This window comes from Pelatocladus sp. BLCC-F211 (assembly GCF_041928655.1).
Taxonomy (GTDB): domain Bacteria; phylum Cyanobacteriota; class Cyanobacteriia; order Cyanobacteriales; family Nostocaceae; genus Pelatocladus.
In genome coordinates, this window is the sequence record NZ_JBHFLM010000067.1 from 1 (window position 1) to 21679 (window position 21679).

General features: G+C 40.6%; 20 protein-coding genes and 1 pseudogene. 14 read left to right on the forward strand and 7 right to left on the reverse strand.

The window, feature by feature from the left end:
* Positions 1-327 precede the first annotated feature (327 nt).
* Positions 328-1071 (forward strand): ATP-binding cassette domain-containing protein, encoded by a 744-nt coding sequence (locus tag ACE1AT_RS07690; protein ID WP_374866927.1) that lies wholly within the window; start codon positions 328-330, stop codon positions 1069-1071.
* A 29-nt stretch (positions 1072-1100) separates the two neighbouring features.
* Here the strand turns inward: ACE1AT_RS07690 and ACE1AT_RS07695 are convergent, their stop codons facing one another.
* Positions 1101-1310, reverse strand: a complete 210-nt coding sequence (locus ACE1AT_RS07695) for a hypothetical protein (protein WP_374866929.1) — start codon at positions 1308-1310, stop codon at positions 1101-1103.
* Between ACE1AT_RS07695 and ACE1AT_RS07700 the strand changes: the two genes are divergently transcribed.
* Positions 1301-1585, forward strand: coding sequence for a hypothetical protein (locus ACE1AT_RS07700; protein WP_374866931.1), 285 nt, complete (start codon positions 1301-1303; stop codon positions 1583-1585). The genes ACE1AT_RS07695 and ACE1AT_RS07700 overlap by 10 nt on opposite strands.
* Positions 1586-1587: 2 nt before the next feature.
* Positions 1588-2031 carry a type II toxin-antitoxin system VapC family toxin gene (locus tag ACE1AT_RS07705; protein WP_374866932.1) on the forward strand — a complete coding sequence of 148 codons (444 nt, stop codon included), beginning with the start codon at positions 1588-1590 and terminating at the stop codon, positions 2029-2031.
* A gap of 96 nt (positions 2032-2127) precedes the next feature.
* Here ACE1AT_RS07705 and ACE1AT_RS07710 read toward each other — a convergent pair.
* Together ACE1AT_RS07710 and ACE1AT_RS07715 are read right to left on the reverse strand one after the other, a co-directional pair.
* A pseudogene (locus tag ACE1AT_RS07710) lies at positions 2128-2262 on the reverse strand (IS4 family transposase); the annotation flags it as partial.
* Positions 2263-2573: 311 nt separating this feature from the next.
* Entirely contained in the window at positions 2574-4121 is a 1548-nt protein-coding gene (locus tag ACE1AT_RS07715) for an FAD-dependent oxidoreductase (protein WP_374866934.1), read from the reverse strand.
* A gap of 333 nt (positions 4122-4454) precedes the next feature.
* On the opposite strand from ACE1AT_RS07715, the gene ACE1AT_RS07720 reads away from it, so the two are divergent.
* From ACE1AT_RS07720 to ACE1AT_RS07750, 7 genes are all read left to right on the forward strand, one after another.
* Complete coding sequence (locus ACE1AT_RS07720; protein ID WP_374866936.1) at positions 4455-5732, forward strand: glycosyltransferase; 1278 nt, start codon at positions 4455-4457, stop codon at positions 5730-5732.
* Between the two features lie 76 nt (positions 5733-5808).
* Complete coding sequence (locus ACE1AT_RS07725; protein WP_374866938.1) at positions 5809-6879, forward strand: glycosyltransferase family 2 protein; 1071 nt, start codon at positions 5809-5811, stop codon at positions 6877-6879.
* Between the two features lie 37 nt (positions 6880-6916).
* Positions 6917-8404, forward strand: coding sequence for a hypothetical protein (locus ACE1AT_RS07730; RefSeq protein WP_374866940.1), 1488 nt, complete (start codon positions 6917-6919; stop codon positions 8402-8404).
* Between the two features lie 117 nt (positions 8405-8521).
* Complete coding sequence (locus tag ACE1AT_RS07735; protein WP_374866942.1) at positions 8522-9418, forward strand: ABC transporter permease; 897 nt, start codon at positions 8522-8524, stop codon at positions 9416-9418.
* Between the two features lie 2 nt (positions 9419-9420).
* On the forward strand, positions 9421-10698 hold the full coding sequence (locus ACE1AT_RS07740) for an ABC transporter ATP-binding protein (protein ID WP_374866944.1): 1278 nt from the start codon (positions 9421-9423) through the stop codon (positions 10696-10698).
* 316 nt (positions 10699-11014) lie between these two features.
* Positions 11015-12016, forward strand: coding sequence for a glycosyltransferase family 2 protein (locus ACE1AT_RS07745; RefSeq protein ID WP_374866946.1), 1002 nt, complete (start codon positions 11015-11017; stop codon positions 12014-12016).
* Positions 12017-12124: 108 nt separating this feature from the next.
* A complete protein-coding gene (locus tag ACE1AT_RS07750) occupies positions 12125-12298 on the forward strand; it encodes a hypothetical protein (protein WP_374866948.1) in 174 nt (57 codons plus the stop codon).
* Positions 12299-12325: 27 nt separating this feature from the next.
* On the opposite strand, the gene xseB is transcribed toward ACE1AT_RS07750, so the two are convergent.
* A complete protein-coding gene (gene xseB, locus ACE1AT_RS07755) occupies positions 12326-12565 on the reverse strand; it encodes an exodeoxyribonuclease VII small subunit (RefSeq protein ID WP_374866950.1) in 240 nt (79 codons plus the stop codon).
* The gene (xseA, locus tag ACE1AT_RS07760; RefSeq protein WP_374866952.1) at positions 12558-13976 is read right to left on the reverse strand and encodes an exodeoxyribonuclease VII large subunit; all 1419 of its coding nucleotides are present in this window, start codon (positions 13974-13976) and stop codon (positions 12558-12560) included. Before xseA ends, xseB begins: the two co-directional genes overlap by 8 nt.
* Positions 13977-14211: 235 nt before the next feature.
* Between xseA and recA the strand changes: the two genes are divergently transcribed.
* Both recA and tsaB read left to right on the forward strand, forming a co-directional pair.
* Positions 14212-15291 carry a recombinase RecA gene (gene recA, locus ACE1AT_RS07765; protein WP_374866954.1) on the forward strand — a complete coding sequence of 360 codons (1080 nt, stop codon included), beginning with the start codon at positions 14212-14214 and terminating at the stop codon, positions 15289-15291.
* Positions 15292-15397: 106 nt separating this feature from the next.
* Positions 15398-16042, forward strand: coding sequence for a tRNA (adenosine(37)-N6)-threonylcarbamoyltransferase complex dimerization subunit type 1 TsaB (gene tsaB / locus ACE1AT_RS07770; RefSeq protein WP_374866955.1), 645 nt, complete (start codon positions 15398-15400; stop codon positions 16040-16042).
* Between the two features lie 145 nt (positions 16043-16187).
* On the opposite strand, the gene ACE1AT_RS07775 is transcribed toward tsaB, so the two are convergent.
* Both ACE1AT_RS07775 and ACE1AT_RS07780 read right to left on the reverse strand, forming a co-directional pair.
* Positions 16188-16634, reverse strand: coding sequence for a tellurite resistance TerB family protein (locus ACE1AT_RS07775; RefSeq protein WP_374866956.1), 447 nt, complete (start codon positions 16632-16634; stop codon positions 16188-16190).
* Between the two features lie 175 nt (positions 16635-16809).
* On the reverse strand, positions 16810-16971 hold the full coding sequence (locus ACE1AT_RS07780) for a hypothetical protein (RefSeq protein ID WP_374866958.1): 162 nt from the start codon (positions 16969-16971) through the stop codon (positions 16810-16812).
* A gap of 789 nt (positions 16972-17760) precedes the next feature.
* Here ACE1AT_RS07780 and glyS point away from each other — a divergent pair.
* Complete coding sequence (gene glyS, locus ACE1AT_RS07785; protein ID WP_374866960.1) at positions 17761-19941, forward strand: glycine--tRNA ligase subunit beta; 2181 nt, start codon at positions 17761-17763, stop codon at positions 19939-19941.
* 84 nt (positions 19942-20025) lie between these two features.
* Positions 20026-21537, forward strand: a complete 1512-nt coding sequence (gene murD / locus ACE1AT_RS07790) for a UDP-N-acetylmuramoyl-L-alanine--D-glutamate ligase (protein ID WP_374866962.1) — start codon at positions 20026-20028, stop codon at positions 21535-21537.
* Positions 21538-21679 lie beyond the last annotated feature (142 nt).

Here is a 21679-nt window from a genome sequence, read left to right on the forward strand (position 1 = left end):
AGAGTTGTAGCACCTGGCGTTTGAGGAACGTAGACGCGCCCTGCGCGGCTGATCGCAGAGTAACCCAACATTATCAAGGCTTTGTTGGGTTTCGCTTGCGCTCAACCCAACCTACATTTCTTCTTAACTGAACCGTATTGAATTATATTCGCCTTATTGTTTCAAATTTTCTCACGAATGAGTAATGCGAGAATGCGATCGCACTACAGCATTTCAAAATCATTCGTGAACAACAAGAGGCCCAAAAAGAATATTTTCCCTATCTTCTGCAATCAAAAGCAAAATATTACATAATGACAGAAAACTAACCTCCACAAAAGCTCATCCATGTCTCAGGAGATTGCTGTTGAATTTCGCCATGTTACCTTTAGTCGTAACCATCGCCCACTGGTGGCAAATCTGAATTTTAGTATTTCTCAAGGAGAAGCGCTGATATTACTTGGACGTAGTGGAAGCGGTAAAACTACGACGATGAAATTAATCAACCGCTTGTTCACACCCAGCCAAGGCGAAGTGTTATTTAACAACATTCCCACAACCCAGTGGAATGAAATTAAATTGCGGCGCAAGATTGGTTATGTAATTCAAGAAACTGGTTTATTTCCCCATTTTACTGTTGAGCGGAATGTGGGTTTGGTTCCCTCACTAGAAAATTGGAAGCCCAACCAAATCAAAAGCCGTGTTTATGAAATGTTGCATTTGGTGGGTTTAGAACCAGAAATATTTGCTCAAAGGTATCCCCACGAATTGTCAGGAGGACAAAGACAACGAGTTGGTATCGCCAGAGCATTAGCAGCCGATCCACCTGTATTGTTGATGGATGAGCCTTTTGGCGCTCTTGACCCGATTACGCGCTTGGAATTGCAGCGAGAATTTAAACGCTTACAACAGGAATTAGGCAAAACAGTTGTTTTTGTGACTCATGATATTCAAGAAGCTTTTGTTTTGGCATCGAGAATTGGTTTAATGTATGGGGGAGAATTGATAGTGTTGGGAACACCAGAAGAATTTATGCGATCGCCCCACCCTGAAGCTCTTGCTTTTTTGCAATGTCTCAAACCAGCAGCTTGAACTTCAACAAGTTTTTTAATTAAATAGGCCTAAGCTATAGGAAAAATTTCAGACGCGATCGCACAACTACAGGATAAATTTAAAACGCGATCGCTTTTTGATAGAAGTGAATGGCGATGCTGCCAAGCAGCCGCTACGCGATCGCAGAAACTTATTCCCAACGATGGTCGTTGATTACCTTGATAAGATAAAAAAAGTTGAGCCGTTCTCTTAGCCGTACTATTAAGGTATGACCACAATAACCCTGCAATTATCGCCAGAATTAGAGCAAAAACTACGAGAAAGTATTGCACGTCAAGACACCCAAACCATTCGACAGCTATTAGCTGATGCATTTGCACCAACAGTAGAAGTATTACTAGGACAAAAAACAGATACTGAAATTCATAATGATGAATTTGAGATAATTGCTGACCAATTAGCTGACGATTTTGCAGCTTGTGTTGGGTCAGATGCACTTCCATTATCAGATTATGCAGTGAGTCGTGAGGGTATTTACCAGGAGCATCCTTAAACGTGGTGTACCTTATAGATACTAACGTTCTGTTGCGTTTTATTTTTAGAAGCGATCCACGATACCCAGTCGTAAAAACTGCTATACGAAAACTACGAACTGATAAACACACACTATATATCTCATCGCAAAACTGTATCGAATTTTGGAACGTCGCCACAAGACCTATAGCAAGAAATGGTTTTGGCTTGACTCCCACAGATGCAAAACGAATGCTGCAACGGATTGAACGTCTGTTTTCATTATTGCCTGATACACCTGCTGTTTATCCTGAATGGCGTAGGCTTGTGGTTACGTACAGTGTATCAGGTGTGCAAGTGCATGATGCTCGCCTTGTTGCCAGCATGAAAGCCAACGGTGTAACTCATATCTTGACATTTAATACTAGTGATTTCACCCGCTATGCAGTAGAAGGGATTGTAGTAGTTGACCCGGTAACGGTATAGATTTTATTTGCGAGGGTGCGATCGCCAAATTTGAACCTGTCAAACAAGAGGCATCAGTGAGAGGTTAGAGTGATTGCACTTTTGTCAAGAGGGTGCGGGAAAAGGCGATAAATCCAGCTTTGAGACTGGCTTTCGTATGGCTTTGACAACTCCTAAATCTTGATTCTCTTTTGCAGCAAAGTACTTAATCGGGTCATCAGCGTTACCTTTGTCGTAGGCAACACTAAAATGTTGCCCACTTCTTAGAAATTTATTCTGCCGTTACAATACCTTTTCGCTTGAAATTTTAACTCTCAAAAACTTTTTAATAATGATAATCAAATAGAGGGGAAAGGAGGCGAGCGACGCTCGCCTCCTTTCCCCTCCCCCACGCACGATTATCATTTTCAATAAGGCTATTTTGAGTATTTTAACTGATTGACAAAATGCACTTTATTTTAACCTCTCACGGATGCACGCACCCTACAAAACTTTAATTGTGGACGGTGCGTTGCGCTGCGCGACAACACACCCTACAAAACTATTACCCCATCCCCGATCCCCTATTCCCCGTTCTCATAATCACCACCAGAACCATACTTCCAAGCATCAACCCAACGGCGCCAATAATATTTAGAAGTGTTGGGTAAATATTTCTCCCAGGGTTCTAAAATTTGACTTAGCCAAAACAACGCAGAATATACAGCCAAATTTCCGTAATGTACCAGCCAATCTAACAAAGCTGGTAAACCTACATGGGGAATGATTTTAACTACAATCCCAGGATGGGCTAAATTTGTTTTTAACAAGGTTTGCGTTAAGGCTGGAAACTTGACTACATCTTGTAAAAATGGTTTTAAAACCATATCACCTGATTCTTGCATTTGCTGAAATACAGCTGATAGCAATTCGTTAATTTGTTCCGGAGCAATTTTTTGATTAACACCGACACTCATAGCTTTTTGAAATAGCCAAGTCACACTCAAACTCGGTTGATATGGTTGCAATAGTCCTAATGCATTGGCAGATAATTGATCAGTTTGCAGTGCTTCATCAATACCTTGGGTTAATCGCTGTAAATGACGTACCATCGCCCCAAAACCACCAAAACTCAAAGGTGATTGATTTCCACTGCTGTCTCCGACTGGGAGAATGCGACTCCAGGGTGTATGTAGGGGACTTTGGCGATAGGAAGGAAAGAAGCCAAATAGCGCCCTTTGAAATTTTAACTGCGACAATTCCACATTTTGATATTTTGGCATTAAGCGCAGATAGTCTTCAAACAAAGCTTCTAATCCTAGATGTCGTGGATCTGCATCCATATAGGTAAACATGTAAGTAGTTCTACCATCTCTAGCGGGAAAAGCTTCCCAAAAATATTGGCACTGTTTTTGAATCGGTGTAAACGATAAGATTAAATCCCCAGTGTGATTTTCTGGAAAACCTTGAGCGCAACTTCCAACCACTAAGCACACCGCATCTGGTTTTCGCCCTTGTCGCGCTTGTTGGATAATTGGAGAAAAATGTCCCATGGCGTCAAGTAGCAATCTGGCTTTGTATTGATTGTTAACTATGACTCCATCTGGATGAATCACTACTTCTCCAAAAGGCGTGTTTTCAAATAATTTTCCGCCTACAGCCAGAAATCGCTGTTTTAATGTTTCCAGTAAATACACTGGATCTACACCAATATTTAAGACGTTTTCTACCCAAATCTCTACACCATTGTCAAACCCGACTCTAGCTGGATTGTATTCTGTGGCGATCGCTTGTTGTAATTCTGCGTTTGTTAATAAAGATAATTTTAAAAAAACTTCTAGTTCTTGGCGAGAAATATTCCATTCTTGATCTCTTCCCCGCAATATCCCCCGTTCGAGTAACGCCACTCGAAACCCTTGCACAGCTAAGGCGCAACCAATTAAAATCCCTAAAGTGCCACCACAAATCAACACATCCCAATCGACAGCACCCAATTGTTGCTGATTTTCTTTAACTGCTGTTGGTACTGGGACTTTACCTTCTCTGATTGATGTTAAGATGCGATCGCTACGACGCAACCCTCCCAAAACATCGCCTGGTAATTGCGAAAGAATTTCCTCAGTTAAAGACATAGAATTTTATTCCAGCAAAGTTACTGATCTTGATCCTAGCGACTTCATCACACCAACAATATTCCACCAAATGTAGAGACGTAGCAATTCTACGTCTCTACAAAGGATTGTAGGCTGGGGTTCAATCCAAAATCCTGTTCGAGGATGGCTTGTGTATTTTCCATTTCAAATAAAGTTTAACTATTCGGCTTTTTTGTGAAACAATGATTACGGTGTCTTTTGTTATATTTATTGCCAACAAAAGATAGTTAGGTTTTAAGAGTGCATCTTTAAATAACGCAAGCAGATAGTATAGCTGTTGATAAATAGCTAGTAACCTGGTGGCATGAGTGTATGAAAATAGCTTTCATAGTCAACAAATTTCCAGTCTTATCGGAAACATTTATTTTGAATCAGATTACAGGTCTAATTTACCGAGGTCACGAAGTTCATATTTACGGTTATAGACCTAATGATACTACTAAATATCATCCAGACGTAGAAAAATATGACTTGCTAAAATCCACTTTCTATGCTCCGAATCTTCCTCAAAATAAACTCTGGCGGCTACTTAAAGCACTGTGGTTAATCATTACAAATTTTTATAAAGCTCCATTAGTCATACTGCGATCGCTCAACATATTTAAATATCATGAGCGTGCAGCGTCTTTAAGGATCTTATACTCTATTATCCCTTTATTAAATACCGAATCATATGATATCATTCACTCTCAATTTGGTATCCAAGGCAACGAGGGAATGATTTATCGTGAAATCGGGGCGATTCAAGGCAAGTTAATTACCACTTTTCGGGGCTATGATATCAGCTGGTATGTAAAAGAATATGGAGAAAATGTCTACGATCAATTGTTTATCAAAGGGGATTTTTTCCTGGCAAATTGTGAGTTTTTCCGCCAGCGAGCCATTAAATTAGGATGTGATGAAAAAAAGATTATTGTTCACGGTTCGGGAATAGATTGTAGTCGGTTTAGTTTTCGGACACGCCAGCCTCTAGAAGATGGGAAAATCTCTATTGCCACAACTGGTCGGTTGGTTGAAAAAAAAGGAATAGAGTATGGCATTCGTGCCGTTGCGAAAGTTTTAAAAACCTATCCCAACTTGGAATATAATATTGTCGGCGATGGAGCGTTAAAGGAACATTTGCAGCAAGTAATTATCGAACTGGGTGTTGCAGAACAAGTTAAGCTTTTAGGCTGGAAAAATCAACAAGAAATTATTCAAATTATCGATAATACTCATATTTTTATCGCTCCTAGTGTCACAGCTAAAGATGGAAATCAGGATGCACCTGTTAATACCCTCAAAGAAGCAATGGCTATGGGTTTACCAGTGATTGCAACTCGACACGGAGGTATTCCGGAACTAGTGCAAGATGGGATTTCTGGTTTCTTAGTACCAGAACAAAATGCAGATGCGATCGCAGATAAATTAACTTACTTAATTGAGCATCCAGAATTATGGGAAAAAATGGCTAAAGCTGGTCGTGCTTATGTAGAAAAACATTACGATATAAATCACCTCAATGATGAACTAGTCGAAATATATCAGCAAGTCATCATGGATCATCTGCAACCATCTCCGGTCACTCCTCAATCAATGGAAAAAAGGTGATATGGGCTACTAGTCAAAAAAATTTAGAACAGTTACACTGGCTTGTTTTATTCCACACTTAAAAAAGAGCATAATCATGAATAAATCTTTATTATCAGAACCAGAGGTAACGATTGTTGTTGTTCCCCGTGAACGTTTTAGCTATAGCCGTGAATCCTTGGAAAGTATTTACGACAATACAGATTATCCTTTTAAATTAATTTATGTAGATGGTGGTTCACCTGCTGACATCAAAAATTATCTGCAAGCAAAAGCAGCCCAAAAACAGTTTCAATTAATCCGCACTGCTCACTACCTTTCTCCCAACCACGCGAGAAACATCGGTTTACGCCAAGTCAACAGTAAATATGTTGTGTTTATGGATAACGATGTCGCGGTGACACCTGGCTGGTTGCAAGCATTGGTAGACTGTGCAGAAGCCACCAACGCAACTATAGTTAGTCCCCTCGTCTGTCAATACCTACCCCTACATACAGAAGTGCATTGTGCAGGTGGGGAATCTGGAGTCAAGGTCGAAACTAAAGGCGAGACTACCAGACGGCGGATGATTGAGAAAATTTATAAACAGGGACGAAAAGTAGCTGATGTGCGTCCCCAACTGCAACGCCAACCAACCGGATTGGCAGAGTTTCACTGTATGCTCGTACGTAAAGAAATTTTTGATCAAATTGGTCTTTTGGATGAGGGACTGCTGAACACGAAAGAACACGTAGATTTGTGTGTTTTAGTCAGTGAAGCGGGCGGAACAGTTTACTTGGAACCCGCATCTTTAGTAACCTACGTACCAGGCCCGCCCTTAAAATGGACAGACTTACACTTCTACATGCTGCGGTGGAGTGATGCTTGGGAACTAGCCAGCTTGAAGCGTTTACGTGATAAATGGAATCTGACAGAAGATGAGTATTTCCAAAACAAATACAAACGCTTAGGATGGCGGCGAGATATGACAATTGTCAATCCCCTCGTCCGTAAAATTCCTTTGGGACAATTTGGTTCTCGTGTAGTAGGGAAAATTCTCCGAGAAATGGACAAGGCCTTAAACCATTATCTGACCTCTCGCTATGCAAGAAGATACTTGCAAGGACGAAAAAATCAAGTTCCGCCCCCACCCCCACCTACATCTACAACACTGTCATCACAAAGTTAATCAGGGTGTGACCTGGAAAAACAAGGACACAACCTCCATGAGTAAAGAATCTGTGCCTCCTACTAAATCCCTATTAATGCGGCCGCATCGCCGCCAGTTTATAATTGGACCAGAAGTTTTCCCTGTGTATGAAGACTGGCATTGTCGCCAGTTAGACACCGACCGTTGGATTTCCTATTGTCCCGAACTTCGTGCCACTTGGACAAAGGATGCTGACGGAGTTGCTTGGGTAATTCTGGGAGTGGCTGTGGAAACGCTAGAGTTCCAATCAGAACCACTAACAGAGATTTCTCGGACAGCTAGTGAAGACATACCCAAACTCTATACAAGTTGGGCTGGTCGTTGGGTCTTGATTGGTAAGGGCCAGGTACACATGGATGCTTCTGGGCTTCTCGGTTGCTTTTATGGAAGCACCCGCGACGGTCAACCTTGGGTATCGAGTAGTGCAGCTTTACTTAACGATATACTTTTACCAAAGGCTGATTGCCGACAGTTATGTTATCAACAGGGAGTGTCCTGGTTTACACCACCATTTTCTGGGTTTGGGGAAATAAGTCGTCTTTTACCCAGTCAAGTCATTCACCTCAAAGATGGTAGCATTCATCCCCGACCTTTGCTGCCCCCAATCAATCCAGAACTTGACTATGAAGAGGCTTTGGATCTTTTAAGCCAAAGCATGATTACAGCACTGCGACGACTTTATCAACTAGAGAACAGAGTTTGGCTAGGACTTTCGGCTGGTGTTGATTCACGCTTGGTACTAGCAATGGCATCTTGTGGTAATGTCAAAATCACACCCTTTACTCGCATCGCTGCCAGGATGTCAGTAGCCGATCGCATCCTACCAGCCACATTAGCAGACAAACTCGGATATCAGCACATCTTTTTAAAAGGACGCAACAGCAAAGCCAACCGTAAAGAACTCGTCGCCGAACATACCGCAGGTCATGTTTCAGAAGGCGACGCCTTACCTTTTCTTCAAAGTGTGCGAGATTCTTTAGACGGAATTTCTGTGGGTGGTTGGTGCTTTGAAGTGGGTAAAGCCATGTGGCGAAAATGTTTTCCTGATAATATAGATGACATCGAAATCTGCACTCGACAAATTGCCCGCACTTATGGCGAACCATTAAACTCAAGTGCGATCGCAGGTATTTGTGAATGGTTAGAATGGGTGAAACAAAATCCCCAAGAACACATGGATTGGCGAGACAGATTTTACATTGAACAACGCCTCGCTGGTTGGCAAAGTTCCAAAGAACAGTTGTATGACCTTAGTAATATCCAGAGAATTCCCATTGTTAACGCTGCTCGCACCTATGCGTTAATGCTGAGTATCCCCGAAAACCGTCGCCTCAATGCCAAATATCAACTTGATCTGATTTCTCAAGCAGCTCCTCAACTAGCTATGTATCCTTGTAATCCAGGCAATAAATATTTTGGCAGGCTACGGTCAATCATGATCAAATCTTCATACGACCCTCTGTATGTGCCGCAGATCATTGCCAGAAAACTGCGATCGCGATAATCTTTTTTTATTGTTCAGTAGATAAAAATACAATTTTCCCGGATCACAATCTCATGACTGAGAATACCTCAGTCATAAGGTAGTGGAAAACACTTACCTGTGAAGGGAAATATATATATGCAGTGTAGTAGGGTGAAAACTTTGAAGCACAAAACGCGTTCAAAATCTCAGCTACATGAGGTTATTCATACACCCGAAAGTAGTCTGAAACATCCCCTCCGATTATTCCAACAAATGTGGCGAGACTTACTCGCTTCTCGTGAACTTGCTTGGCGACTCATGATCCGCGATATTAGCGCCCAGTACCGTCAATCATTTTTAGGAATAGTCTGGGCCTTTTTACCCCCAATTGTCATGGCAATCAGCTTTACCCTTGCCAATAATGCCCAAGTCATTAATGTCGGGAAAACAGATATACCCTATCCAGCTTACGTCATGTTTAGCACTGCTCTCTGGCAAACATTTGTGGAAGCATTAAATGGCCCAGTACAAGCAGTGACAGTTGCAAAACCGATGTTAGCCAGAGTTAATTTTCCCCGCGAAGCACTAATTTTGGCAAAGCTAGGCGAAGTATTTTTTAATTTTGCCATTAAAGTAATTTTGATAATTGCCTTATTTATCTTCTTTCGTGTTTCTGTAAGTTGGACAGTGATTTTAACGCCAGTCGCATTAATTCACTTAGTTTTACTCGGAACATTCATCGGTATTTTATTAGCTCCTTTCGGAATCTTATATCAAGATGTGTCTAAAGGACTAACTTTAATCACAGGTTTTTGGCTGTTTTTAACACCAGTAGTCTATGAAATTCCTAGTGATGGAATATTTAGATTTTTAGTAAAGCTTAACCCTGTTACTCCTTTATTAGTTACAACTAGAGAGTTAGCAACCACAGGCATAGTATCAGAACCTTTAGGATTTTGGGTAGTTAGTGGCATTACTATTATCGGTTTACTACTCACTTGGATTACATTTCGTCTAGCTATGCCTTTCGTAGTAGAAAGAGTTAGTTCATAATTATGACAGATTTAATCGAACAAAATTTTTCTACCCAGCCTCAAGATGATACTGAAGTCGTCATTTCAGTAGAAAATGTCTCGAAAAAATTTTGTAGAAACTTAAAAAAATCTTTGTTATATGGTGTTCAAGATATTACCACAGAATTGTTTGGTGCCAATAGAAAAAGTAATTCTTTAAGACCAAAAGAATTTTGGGCGCTCAAGGATCTTAGCTTTCAACTCCGTCGGGGAGAAGCCCTAGCATTAATTGGGTCGAATGGAGCTGGTAAAAGTACAATTCTACGTATTATTAGTGGCTTGATTAAACCTGATACTGGCAGAGTTAAAGTTAGAGGTAGAATTGCACCATTAATTGCTTTGGGAGCAGGCTTTAATCCGATTTTGACAGGGCGAGAAAATATTTATGCTAATATGTCAATCTTGGGTCTATCTACAAAAGAAATTGAAGAAAAATTTCAAGATGTCATAGACTTTGCTGAAATTGCCGATGCCATTGATGCACCTGTACAAACTTATAGTTCTGGGATGGCTGCACGACTAGGATTTGCTTGTGCTGTGCATATCGAACCAGATATTTTACTCATTGATGAAGTCTTAGCTGTTGGTGATATCAAGTTTAGAATGAAATGCCATCGCAAACTGGCTAAACTTCGAGAAAATGGCACTGCTTTTATCTTAGTTTCTCATAATCCTCCAGCAATTTTAAATGTCTGTACTTCGGCAGTTTATATATCAAAAGGTAAATTGATTTCTGCTGGCGATATAGATACTGTTGTTCGTAAATATGAAGAAGATTTATGTCTAGCTGGTACAGAAAAATCTACAGGTTACTTGGTTTTACCAGAAAAACCTGAGAGTGAAAGTACAGGTATAGACATTACTTCTGTATATTTTAAAGATGAGCAAGGAAATTTTGTAGAAACACCTATAAGTGGCGCATCTGCTTCTCTGTGTGTGGAATGCAAAGCACATCGGAGAGTAACTAACGCTAATCTCTGTGTCACAATTACAGATATTGGTGGAGAAAACGGTCGCATTTTATATCTCACAGCAGCCAGCGACAATAATTATTTAAAAGTTCTACCGGGCAAAAATGAATTACAAATGTATATGCCTTTTTGTTGCTTGAATCCTGGTGTATACAATGCCAAAGTTTTTATCAAAGAAGGCGCCTACTCCTTTGATGCAGTCGAATCTTTTAGATTTACAGTCAAAGCAAATACGATTACCAATCAATCTTTGTTTTATCAACCCCGACAATGGAAAGTTGTAAACTAAAAACTCATCAATGTGAATTAACGTAAGAATTTTTAAATAAGTTCGTAGTAAGGACTTTAGTCCTTATTGAATCGATGTTATAGCAAAGTTTTTCAATTCAAAATCTCAAATCCAAAAAAGTTTAATTTGGCTTTAAAATAATTACGCTCAATATTCCAAACCATTTTTCAATGTTTGGAATAATTTTTACTTAGTTAATTTTAAGTATTTTTAGATTAAAAATACTAATAATATCTCCTGACTCCGAAAAATACCTTGATTTATATGGTATTAATAATCTATTTATGGTCATTTTACAACACAGAGTCAAACAAAAATGTCAAAACTTGTCTCAGTCATCATTCCTTGTTTTAACGCAGAAAAATGGTTAAAAGAAGCAATTGATAGCTGCCTACAACAAACCTATCCCAATCTCGAAATTCTAGTGATCAATGATGGTTCAACTGATAATTCTTTAGAAATTCTCAAAACCTATGGCAATAGAATTATTTGGAAAAGCTTACCCCATCAAGGTGGAAACCATGTCAGAAATTATGGCTTTCATTTATCAAAAGGAGAGTATATCCAGTACCTAGATGCAGACGACTATATCTTACCTGAAAAAATTGCCAGACAAGTAAATTTTTTAGAAACAACAGGAGCTGATGTTGTTTATGGTGATTGGAGATATAAACATCATTATGCAGATGGAACAAGTTTTTTAGCGCCTATACAAATAGCCCAATCACAAGCTGACATCCTGGAATCTCTACTAGCAAATTGGTGGACTGCTGTCGCCTCATTACTTTACAAAAGAAGCGCAGTCGAAAATAGCAACGGGTGGGATGAAAACTTATTAGCTGCACAAGATCGAGATTTCTTTTTATCAGTTGTTATGAGTGGTGCAAAAGTAGTATATCAACCAGGTTGCTATGCAGTTTATAGAAGATACGGCAATGTGACAGTTTCTACTTATAGTAAATCTCGTTGGGTAGAATGCCAACATTTAGTACTACAGAAGGCACAAAACAGGCTATTACAGTCAAACAAATTGATCCTAAAATATCGTTATGCTTTAGCCTTATCTTACTTTGAATTGGCACGAGAATCATTGAGATTTGACTATTCAATGTACCTGCGATTTCTGGAAAAAACTTTAATCTTATCTCCCGATTTTAAGCATCCAAGTAAACGCATAACATATAATTTAATTCAAAATATTTTGGGATTCCGACACACAGAAAGAATATTCTTATTACTGTTGTCTATCAAAAAACTGATCAAGTCACTTAATCAATTTTTGATTAACACAAAAGAGAAATTCAGTGTAATATCATAATTAACTAGATCGGCACGAATAAAGTTAACTCGTAAGGATCGTCATTCGTCATTTGTCATCAGTTCATGATGGCTAACTCTCGTTCTCATCTCGCATCTAGGAATACAGATGAATAGTTCAAAAGTTGTCGCAATTATTACAGGTGTTTTTTCCATTATTTTAGCGATCGCCTACCTACTCCTCGTACAAATCATCGACTTTCGCGGCGAAATGAAACCCGCTCCCATCAGTGAAGCAGAACAGCCAGTATCGATAGTTACTCCCTTCTATACAAACAGTTGATTGAAAACCAGCCAGTGCGATCGCTAACTATTTATCATCCAAAGTTTCAATCAACAAATCTACTTGCTGTTGTCGCTGTTGCAAAAAACTTTCGCACTCACCTAAATACTCAACAGCCTTAGCAAATTGCTCAAACACATCAGCCAAATCCAACTCACCCGCCTCAATGCGAGCGATAATACCCTCAATTTCAGCAACCTTCGCCTCATAACTCCAAACTTCTATTTCTACAGACTTAGAATTAGAAGAACTACTGCGCTTAACCATGCAAATCTCCGCGTCCTCTGCGTCTTCCTGCTCCCTGATCCCTGCTAAAATCTCCCTGCTTCTTGTCTCCCTTGTCTCCCTTGTCTCCCTTGTCTCCCTTGTCTCCCTTGTCCCCCTTGTCCCCCTTGTCCACGCCACGTGCTACAACGCGGGGGACCCGCGCAACGCAGTGGCTCCCCTTGTCTCCTACTTCCGTCACCCTGACTTTAACCTCACCCCGTCCCAACTGTATCACCAACTCTTGCCCCTTAGCTAACTCAGTCGCATTGCGAACAATCATCCCATTCTCTTGTCTCACCACTGCATAACCACGTTTTAATACAGCTTTCGGGTCAAGAGTTGTCAGCTTCTGTCGTAACATCTCTAAATGCTGAGTTGCTTGTTGTAGTTTACCAGATGTAATTTGCACTAATTTCTGACGTTGCCAAATCAGCATCCGCATCTGTTGCTGTACTTGCTTATCTAAGCGCAAACGCCGCAAACGTTCCCCCAATCCTTGCAGTTGATTTTCAGCTGTTGTTAACTTCCCCTGCACAACCTGCTGTAAACTTATAACTCGCTGTTGATGCTGATTATATAGGTCTTCCAGGGCAGGAACAACTCGTTCAGCCGCCGCAGTCGGAGTATGCACATTCTCATCTGCAACTAAATCCACCAAAGACTCATCCCTTTGATGTCCAATGCCAGTAATGACAGGAATAGCACAATTAGCAACTGCTCGTACCACTCGCTCATCATTAAAACAAGCCAACTCCTCAACCGCACCCCCTCCCCGTGATAAAATTAATACCTCAGCCCGTCCATCACGTTCGACCCGTTCAATTGCCTTGACAATAGACTCTGGTGCTTGCTCACCCTGGACTGTGGCAGGAGAAAATAAAACATGTAAACCTGGATATCTGTGTCTCAAAGTCTTTTGGATATCACCCCAAGCAGCAGCAGTCGGTGAAGTAACAACAGCAATAGTTTGAGGATGAAGTGGAAGCGATTTTTTCCTTTGTGGATCAAACAATCCTTCTGCTTCTAAGCGGTTTCGCAGTTGTTGATAACGCAACGCCTGCAAACCCACACCAGCCGGTAAAGCTTGCCAAACAGAAAGCTGATATTCTCCCCGTGCTGGGTATATTCGGATACTGCCCAAAATAATTAACTGCTCACCCACAGTCGGTCTTTGCATCAGTTTAGGCAATTGCCCATTCCACACCACACATTTAATTGCTGCTCCATGATCGGGATCTTGCAGAGTAAAAAATAAACCACTACGATGATTGTTAGCACTGGAAACTTCTCCAATTACCCAAACTTGCCGCAATTGCTCATCTTGTTCTAGTAGCAAGCGAATGTAATCAGTCAAACCAGCAACGGAGACAGCTGTATCAGGAATCACAAAGTCAGTAAAATCAGCACTCATTATGCTTGTAGACTAAATAGCTAGACGGGAATCAACAAATGTCTTGTAAATAAACGTAAAAATATGCCTATAGTAGCGCTTGACCAGGCGCATAGCTAATACATACTGCATAATAACCAAGATAGAGTAGTTCGCACTATGTAGCGACTAGCCACAGAAAAATGTCAAAATAGTATATCTGTTCTATAAAACTTCCCAAGCAACACTCCCTAAATCCATATATATAGAGGTAGGAATGGCTGTTAATACTGACAATGCTGGCAAGCAAAAAGCGCTCAACATGGTACTCAACCAGATTGAGCGTACTTTTGGCAAAGGAACAATCATGCGCTTGGGCGACGCCACCCGGATGCGGGTAGAAACCATCTCTAGTGGGGCGCTGACTTTAGATTTGGCCTTAGGCGGCGGTTTACCCAAAGGTCGAGTAATTGAAATATATGGTCCAGAAAGTTCTGGGAAAACGACATTAGCACTACACGCCGTTGCAGAAGTGCAAAGAAATGGTGGGATTGCTGCTTATGTTGATGCTGAACACGCCTTAGATCCTACCTACGCCGCAGCTTTAGGTGTAGATACAGAAAACTTATTGGTTTCCCAACCAGATACAGGAGAATCAGCATTAGAAATAGTCGATCAACTCGTTCGTTCAGCAGCAGTAGATATAGTCGTTATTGACTCGGTAGCAGCCCTAGTTCCCCGTGCAGAAATCGAAGGCGATATGGGTGATGCTCACGTTGGTCTTCAGGCAAGATTGATGAGCCAAGCCCTCCGTAAAATTACTGGTAATATTGGTAAATCTGGCTGCACAGTTATTTTCCTCAACCAGTTACGACAAAAAATTGGTATCAGTTACGGAAATCCAGAAACTACAACTGGTGGTAATGCACTTAAATATTACGCTTCGGTACGCTTAGATATCCGCCGGATTCAAACCTTGAAAAAAGGAACTGAGGAATTTGGTAATCGCGTTAAAGTCAAAGTTGCGAAAAATAAAGTTGCGCCACCTTTTAGAATTGCAGAATTCGACATCATTTTTGGTAGAGGTATTTCTACCTTGGGTTGTCTTGTGGATTTGGCAGAAGAAACTGGTGTAATTAACCGTAAGGGAGCATGGTATAGCTACAATGGCGACAATATTTCCCAAGGTCGAGATAACGCCATTAAGTACTTAGAAGAAAAAACAGAATTTGCTGAACAAATTAAGCAGCTAGTCCGGGAAAAACTAGAAAAAGGAGCTGTTGTTTCCGCTAACTCTGTCAGCAAAACAAATGAGGACGAAGACGAAGATATGGATGATGCTTCTGAAGAGGAATAGTATTTGTTGTTTATTGACTAGTTAGTGCTTAGTGAGTTAGTCGTAGAGATGTGCTGTGTTACGTCTCTACGCTTCATACCTGGTAAAATAAATCAAGTTATTTGCTTTGTCTACTGAATTGGAACATCTCGACCCCAAACGATACGGATTAGCGTTTCACACTACAACCCCTGAATTGGGTTTGGCAATTAGTAACTTTGCTGGAGATGCGCGTTTTGCTATCTGGAATTTGGAACGTGAATTATCCAGTTTGATGCATCAATACTTAATCGAATTTATTAAACCCCAAACTTGGGTAGACTTGGGCTTTGTTGCTGTAGCTAAGGGACCAGGTGGTTTTACTGGAACTCGGATTGGGGTGGTTGCTGCTAGGACTTTGGGACAACAGTTAGAAATTCCTGTATTTGCTATCTCCACATTAGCAGCAGTAGCTTTGTCACAAGCAAACAAGAGTGTAATTGCTGTACAAATGCCGGCACAAAGGGGTCAAATTTTTGCTGCTATCTATCAACCTGCACCTGATGGTTTGGGACTCCAAGTGTTGTTACCAGATACTGTATTCACACCAGAAGCATGGCAGAAAAAGTTAGCAACCTGGAATAGTGATTATCAACTAGTTGAAGCCAAATCAGAGTTAGCTGCAACAGTGACAAGCATTTTGCAGCTAGCATATTTGGAATGGCAAGCAGGAAAGCATCTTCATTGGTCAGAAGCACTTCCATTCTACGGACAGCATCCAGTCGAAGTGTAGATAAATATAATTATTTTGAGCGATCGCGCAGAAATACTCTCAGCGATCGCCAAAGCAGATTTTTGAATCAGCAGGAAAAGATAAAAAGCGTCCCCTATTCTTCATTGAGACAGTGATGTTAGATGTATTGCTAAAGTATCTGAAACTATCCCCTATTTTTGATCAACATCACTTTCACTATTTCTGTGGCGATATCACTGGAAATACCTAAAGCTTGGTATAAATCATTCAAAAAGTCTCGCTCTTCCTGAGAAACGACTCCATCAACTAATACTAAATCCGTGGCTACTGCAAAAGCCGCTTCCCGCAAATCATTTGGTAGAGAATCCTTAGCAGCATTAAATAAAACATCAATACCCTCACCCTTTAAAATTCCCAGAAGTTTGTCAAACATCCTAATAATGACATCATGAGAATAACTTCTGAAAAGTCTCATGCGAGACAGCGTAGATGAGATAGCACGCGCCTCCTCTTCAGAGAGATAACCGTCTGAGGCTGTTGCTGCCAGAGTAATGGCGGCAAATGCTTCTGCTGGAGTGAATGCGTCTTGAACTTGGCTCTGTGCGCCGGACATTTTGTCGAATAAACCCATTGTAATTTGCTCCTTTGCTCTGGTCTTAGTCTCTGTATAATTACCGAGTATTTTTCATATTTTAGGTAATTAATGAAACTCTGTGAGACTCTTGACCTTAGTGTTCCCAGGATTTTTGTCTAGTGAACACAGCACTCAATGGTTTTCGACAATAAGTTACATTTTTTGCTTGCAATTAGCGGAATTGCCTGGGAGAGATTTGGCGATCGCCTGTTTTTTCTATTGTTTCAATTACTGCCAAACCAATACCAGAACCTGCAATCAGCAGACCTACCGATATCAAAAAGGCATTTACAAGCATGTGGAGGGCTTCATCAAACAAAATGTAGGTGGTCATAGCTTTGCTCTCTTTAACTCTGTTGTGCTAGTACTATTTGTTTCTTCACAGCTTGATGGCTGATTTTCGCTTTTTTAATTTACCAGCATTTGCATCTTAACAAAACTTTAGGTCTTTAGCGAGATACCTAGCTATTTTTCTTTTGAAAGATTTGAATAAATTTAGCTAATCTTTTTGTGAAGCTACATGCTTACCAGTAAGTAAATTTACAAAATACACCTTTCACTTTTACGTAATATATTTTTCTAATTACTTAGTGCTTTAAACTACTGTAGCAAAGAGTAATAAATATGAGCTTGGTTGCTAAGATTAAGAATCGCGAAGCCCAGATTTCCGACTTATTTCAGAAGTTGGGGATCTTATCTCTACAGCAAGTAAATAAGTGATATTAACACCTGAAATTGTAAATTTGAGTTTTTTATAAGACATGGTAAAGATGAAAAATTTAATATTTGATGATTATTTCATTTAGAAAGAGCATATATTTTTTTACTTTTTAAATAAATAAAGTCTACAAACATATTTGTTGGTACTGAAATTCTCTACAAAAACTCATGTAGATGCAAAGTACCTTAGTGCAAGTAGCCAACGGGGAATTCCGGCTGTTCCCTCTTAAGGCTATATCAGGCAAATACGTTACAAGCTTCTGGTATAGTCTACTACAGTGACGCCACACTGCCTCGTTGTGAATCTCTTTACTATAGGTAAGGAGAGCGTCAAACTAGATAAGCTAACTTTGTCTGCTGAACTAGACTTAAATTTGTATATCGTTTGTGTAGTACCAGGTTTATGAATTCTCAAATTATTGAAAATACAAGCAAAAAAGCATTTTTATTAGAAGTTGGTACAGAAGAATTACCTGCAAGCTTTTTGAGTAGTGCGATCGCACAGTGGAAATCGCTGATTCCTCAAAGTCTCCGAGAAAATAGTCTCAACAGTGAATCTGTAGAAATTTACGGTACTCCGCGACGTTTAGCAGTATTGATTAAAGGTTTACCATCCCAGCAAGCCGACAGGGAAGAAGAAATTAAAGGCCCACCCGCCCAAACTGCTTTTAAAGACGGAAAACCCACCCCAGCAGCACAAGGTTTTGCCAAAAAGCAAGGTGTGGAACTTGATGCTTTTGAAATTCGCAGCACAGATAAAGGTGATTTTGTGTTTGTACGCAAGCTGATTCCCGGTCGTCAGGTAGCGGAAATCTTAACAGAACTTGTCCCTCAGTGGATTTTGGCTTTAGAAGGTAAACGGTTGATGCGCTGGGGTGATGGGGATTTGCGGTTTTCTCGTCCGATCCGTTGGTTGGTGAGTTTGTTAGATGATGCGATACTGCCCATAGAATTGGTGAATGGTTCTGAGACGATTAAAAGCGATCGCATCTCTCAAGCTCATCGAGTTTTACATCCCCAACCAGTTACAATCCCCCAAGCTATCGATTATGTAGCTGTAATGCGTCTAGCTTCGGTTATTGTGAATGTCGAGGAACGGAAAAATATTATCGTTGAAGAAGTCACAAAATCTGCTAATAAGTTAAATGGTTCTGTAGAAATTTACCCAGAACTATTAGAAGAAGTTACAAATCTAGTCGAATGGCCTTCAGCAGTAATTGGTGAATTTGAAAGCGATTTTTTAAATTTGCCTACAGAAGTAATTACTACTGTAATGGTGCATCACCAGCGTTATTTTCCGATATTTAAAGATAGCAATCAGCAAAAATTACTGCCCTATTTTATCACTATTTCCAATGGCGATACAGCAAAATCAAATATTATTGCTGTTGGGAATGCGAGAGTGATTCGCGCTCGTTTAGCTGATGGTAAATTCTTCTATGATGCTGACTTAAAAAATCCGTTAGATAGTTTTTTACCCCAGTTAGCAAAAGTTACTTTTCAAGAAGACTTAGGTTCACTGCTAGATAAAGTCGGACGAGTTTCTCAAATTGCTGCACAAATCGCTGAACAATTGCAATTAAATCCACAGCAAAGTCATCATGTCCACCGTGCTGCATTATTATGCAAAGCTGATTTAGTCAGCCAAATGGTCTATGAATTTCCAGAGTTGCAGGGAAACATGGGACAAAAATATGCTTTAGCAAGTGGAGAAGGAGAAGCGGTTGCAACAGCAATTTTTGAACATTATTTGCCTCGTGGTGCAGATGATATTCTACCACAAACAATTACAGGTCAAGTTGTAGGTTTAGCAGATAGATTAGATACTTTAGTCGGTATCTTTGGTTTAGGGATGATTCCCACAGGTTCTTCTGATCCTTTTGCCTTACGACGCGCTGCAAATGCAGTTGTAAACATCACATGGGCAACAGATTTAGGGATTAATTTACAACAGTTATTGGAGCAAATCGCTACAGATTTTGTTGCCAAACATAACAAGAATAAACAAGAATTAGTTGCGACTTTGCAAGAATTTTTCTTACAACGCATTCGGACACTGTTGCAAGAAGAAAAACAAATAGATTATGACTTGGTGAATGCTGTGTTGGGCGAAAATGACCCAGAATATACCCAAAGAGCATTACAGGATTTATTAGATGTGCGCGATCGCGCCTTATTTTTGCAAAAAATCCGCAAAGATGGCACCTTAGACAAAATCTACGAAACCGTCAACCGTTCTACCCGTTTAGCAGCGCAAGGTGATTTAGATACCAAGCAGCTTGATCCGACAACTATAATTCAGCCAGAACTATTCCAAAAGTCTTGTGAAACAGCACTTTACCATGCCTTAGTAGAATTAGTTCCCCAAACTCAAGCCGCACAAAATTCGCGTAATTACCAACTGTTGGTAGCAGGATTAGAAAAAATTGCTCCCACCGTGAGTAACTTTTTTGATGGACCGGAAAGTGTTTTGGTAATAGATCCAGACCCCAATATTAAGCGCAATCGATTAAATTTGCTGGGTTTGCTGCGTAACCACGCGCGCGTGTTAGCAGATTTTGGCGCAGTTGTAAAAAATTTGTAGCTAAAGTCTATAAAAATATTGTGTAAATTGTGCCAAGAAACGTTAGGATAAGGTGTGCTTAACCAGGGAATTCTGCTACAGTCTATGCCCAAAGCCCATGTAATTGGATTAGGAAAGTCCGGTATTGCGGCGGCGAGATTGTTGAAGCGGGACGGTTGGGAGGTGGTGTTAAGCGATCGCAACACCTCCTCTAACCTCCGTACGCAACAACAAGAACTCCTTGCCGAACAAATCACTGTTGAACTAGGGTATTCTCTGGATTTAACTCAAGCAGATTTACCCCAGCTAATAGTTGTGAGTCCCGGTGTTCCTTGGGATATCCCCGTACTAGTCCAAGCACGGGATTTGGGTATAGAAACCATCGGCGAGATGGAACTAGCATGGCGGTATTTAACATCTATACCTTGGGTGGCGATTACTGGTACTAACGGTAAGACTACTACTACTTCTTTAATTGCAAGCATTTTCCAAACAGCAGGGTTACATGCTCCGGCTTGCGGTAACATTGGCTATGCTGCTTGTGAAGTTGCTCTCTCTTTTGGAGAAAGACAAGGGAGAGGGGAGACGCAGGGACGCGGTGAGGAAGAAGCTACTGTAATCCAAAATCCAAAATCTATAGACGCTTCTGCGGCTACCTACGGAAGACAGGGAGTGTCGAAGCGCAGGGTAATCCAAAATTCCCTTGATTGGGTGATTGCAGAGATTAGCAGTTACCAAATAGAATCTTCTTCTACCTTGAAACCACGTATCGGTGTCTGGACTACTTTTACTCCCGATCACCTCAGTCGCCATAAAACATTAGAGAATTATTACAATATTAAAGCTAGTCTGTTGCGTCAGAGTGAGATTCAAATTTTTAATGGTGATGACGCATACTTGCGTAAAGTTGGTTTGAGTGATTGGCCTGATGCCTATTGGACAAGTGTGCAAGGTAAAGATTTCTTGATTGGCGAAAAAGGCTTTTACATTCAAGATGGCTTGGTTTTCCAGACGCATCATGATAGTTCGGGACAAGATACAGCGATTGTGAAAGTATCTGCGTTGCGGATGGTAGGAGAACACAATCTGCAAAATCTACTTATGGCTGTGGCTGCGGCGCGATTAGCTGGAATTGATAACGATGCTATATCTCGTGCCATTAGCGAGTTTCCTGGTGTTCCCCATCGCCTAGAACACATTTGTACTTGGGAAGGTATTGATTTTATCAACGATAGCAAGGCTACTAATTACGATGCTGCCGAGGTTGGGTTAGCATCGGTGTCAAGTCCTGTAATCTTAATAGCTGGTGGTGAAGCTAAAGCTGGTGATGATACTGCTTGGATGGCAAAAATTAAAACCAAAGCTGCTGCTGTTTTACTAATTGGTGATGCTGCGAATACTTTTGCTCAACGTTTGCAAGAAGTGGGATACACCAATTACGAAATTGTGGAAACCATGGATAAAGCTGTTAGCAGATCAGCAGAATTAGCTAAACAACATCAAGCATCTGTAGTTTTACTGTCGCCTGCGTGTGCAAGTTTTGATCAGTATCCTAATTTTGAAGTGCGAGGTGAGCATTTTCGGCAGTTGTGTTGGGAGTGGGTGGCAAATTATTAAGTTAATACTACGATTGCATTCTCTACAATCTCTGTAATTCCAACGCAGAGGAACACAGAGTCAGCGCAGAGGGACGCAGAGTTTTGGGGAATTAGTAACGTTTATGAGGCTGTTCTCCTCGTTGTCTAAAGCTGTTGTTAAA

What these genes read in the sequence shown, in the direction of transcription:
- ACE1AT_RS07690 (WP_374866927.1), top strand. Translation starts at nt 328, where the DNA reads ATGTCTCAGGAGATTGCTGTTGAATTTCGCCATGTTACCTTTAGTCGT.
- ACE1AT_RS07700 (WP_374866931.1), top strand. Translation starts at nt 1,301, where the DNA reads ATGACCACAATAACCCTGCAATTATCGCCAGAATTAGAGCAAAAACTA.
- ACE1AT_RS07715 (WP_374866934.1), bottom strand. Translation starts at nt 4,121, where the DNA reads ATGTCTTTAACTGAGGAAATTCTTTCGCAATTACCAGGCGATGTTTTG.
- ACE1AT_RS07720 (WP_374866936.1), top strand. Translation starts at nt 4,455, where the DNA reads ATGAAAATAGCTTTCATAGTCAACAAATTTCCAGTCTTATCGGAAACA.
- ACE1AT_RS07725 (WP_374866938.1), top strand. Translation starts at nt 5,809, where the DNA reads ATGAATAAATCTTTATTATCAGAACCAGAGGTAACGATTGTTGTTGTT.
- ACE1AT_RS07730 (WP_374866940.1), top strand. Translation starts at nt 6,917, where the DNA reads ATGAGTAAAGAATCTGTGCCTCCTACTAAATCCCTATTAATGCGGCCG.
- ACE1AT_RS07735 (WP_374866942.1), top strand. Translation starts at nt 8,522, where the DNA reads ATGCAGTGTAGTAGGGTGAAAACTTTGAAGCACAAAACGCGTTCAAAA.
- ACE1AT_RS07740 (WP_374866944.1), top strand. Translation starts at nt 9,421, where the DNA reads ATGACAGATTTAATCGAACAAAATTTTTCTACCCAGCCTCAAGATGAT.
- ACE1AT_RS07745 (WP_374866946.1), top strand. Translation starts at nt 11,015, where the DNA reads ATGTCAAAACTTGTCTCAGTCATCATTCCTTGTTTTAACGCAGAAAAA.
- ACE1AT_RS07750 (WP_374866948.1), top strand. Translation starts at nt 12,125, where the DNA reads ATGAATAGTTCAAAAGTTGTCGCAATTATTACAGGTGTTTTTTCCATT.
- xseB (WP_374866950.1), bottom strand. Translation starts at nt 12,565, where the DNA reads ATGGTTAAGCGCAGTAGTTCTTCTAATTCTAAGTCTGTAGAAATAGAA.
- xseA (WP_374866952.1), bottom strand. Translation starts at nt 13,976, where the DNA reads ATGAGTGCTGATTTTACTGACTTTGTGATTCCTGATACAGCTGTCTCC.
- recA (WP_374866954.1), top strand. Translation starts at nt 14,212, where the DNA reads ATGGCTGTTAATACTGACAATGCTGGCAAGCAAAAAGCGCTCAACATG.
- ACE1AT_RS07775 (WP_374866956.1), bottom strand. Translation starts at nt 16,634, where the DNA reads ATGGGTTTATTCGACAAAATGTCCGGCGCACAGAGCCAAGTTCAAGAC.
- ACE1AT_RS07780 (WP_374866958.1), bottom strand. Translation starts at nt 16,971, where the DNA reads ATGACCACCTACATTTTGTTTGATGAAGCCCTCCACATGCTTGTAAAT.
- glyS (WP_374866960.1), top strand. Translation starts at nt 17,761, where the DNA reads ATGAATTCTCAAATTATTGAAAATACAAGCAAAAAAGCATTTTTATTA.
- murD (WP_374866962.1), top strand. Translation starts at nt 20,026, where the DNA reads ATGCCCAAAGCCCATGTAATTGGATTAGGAAAGTCCGGTATTGCGGCG.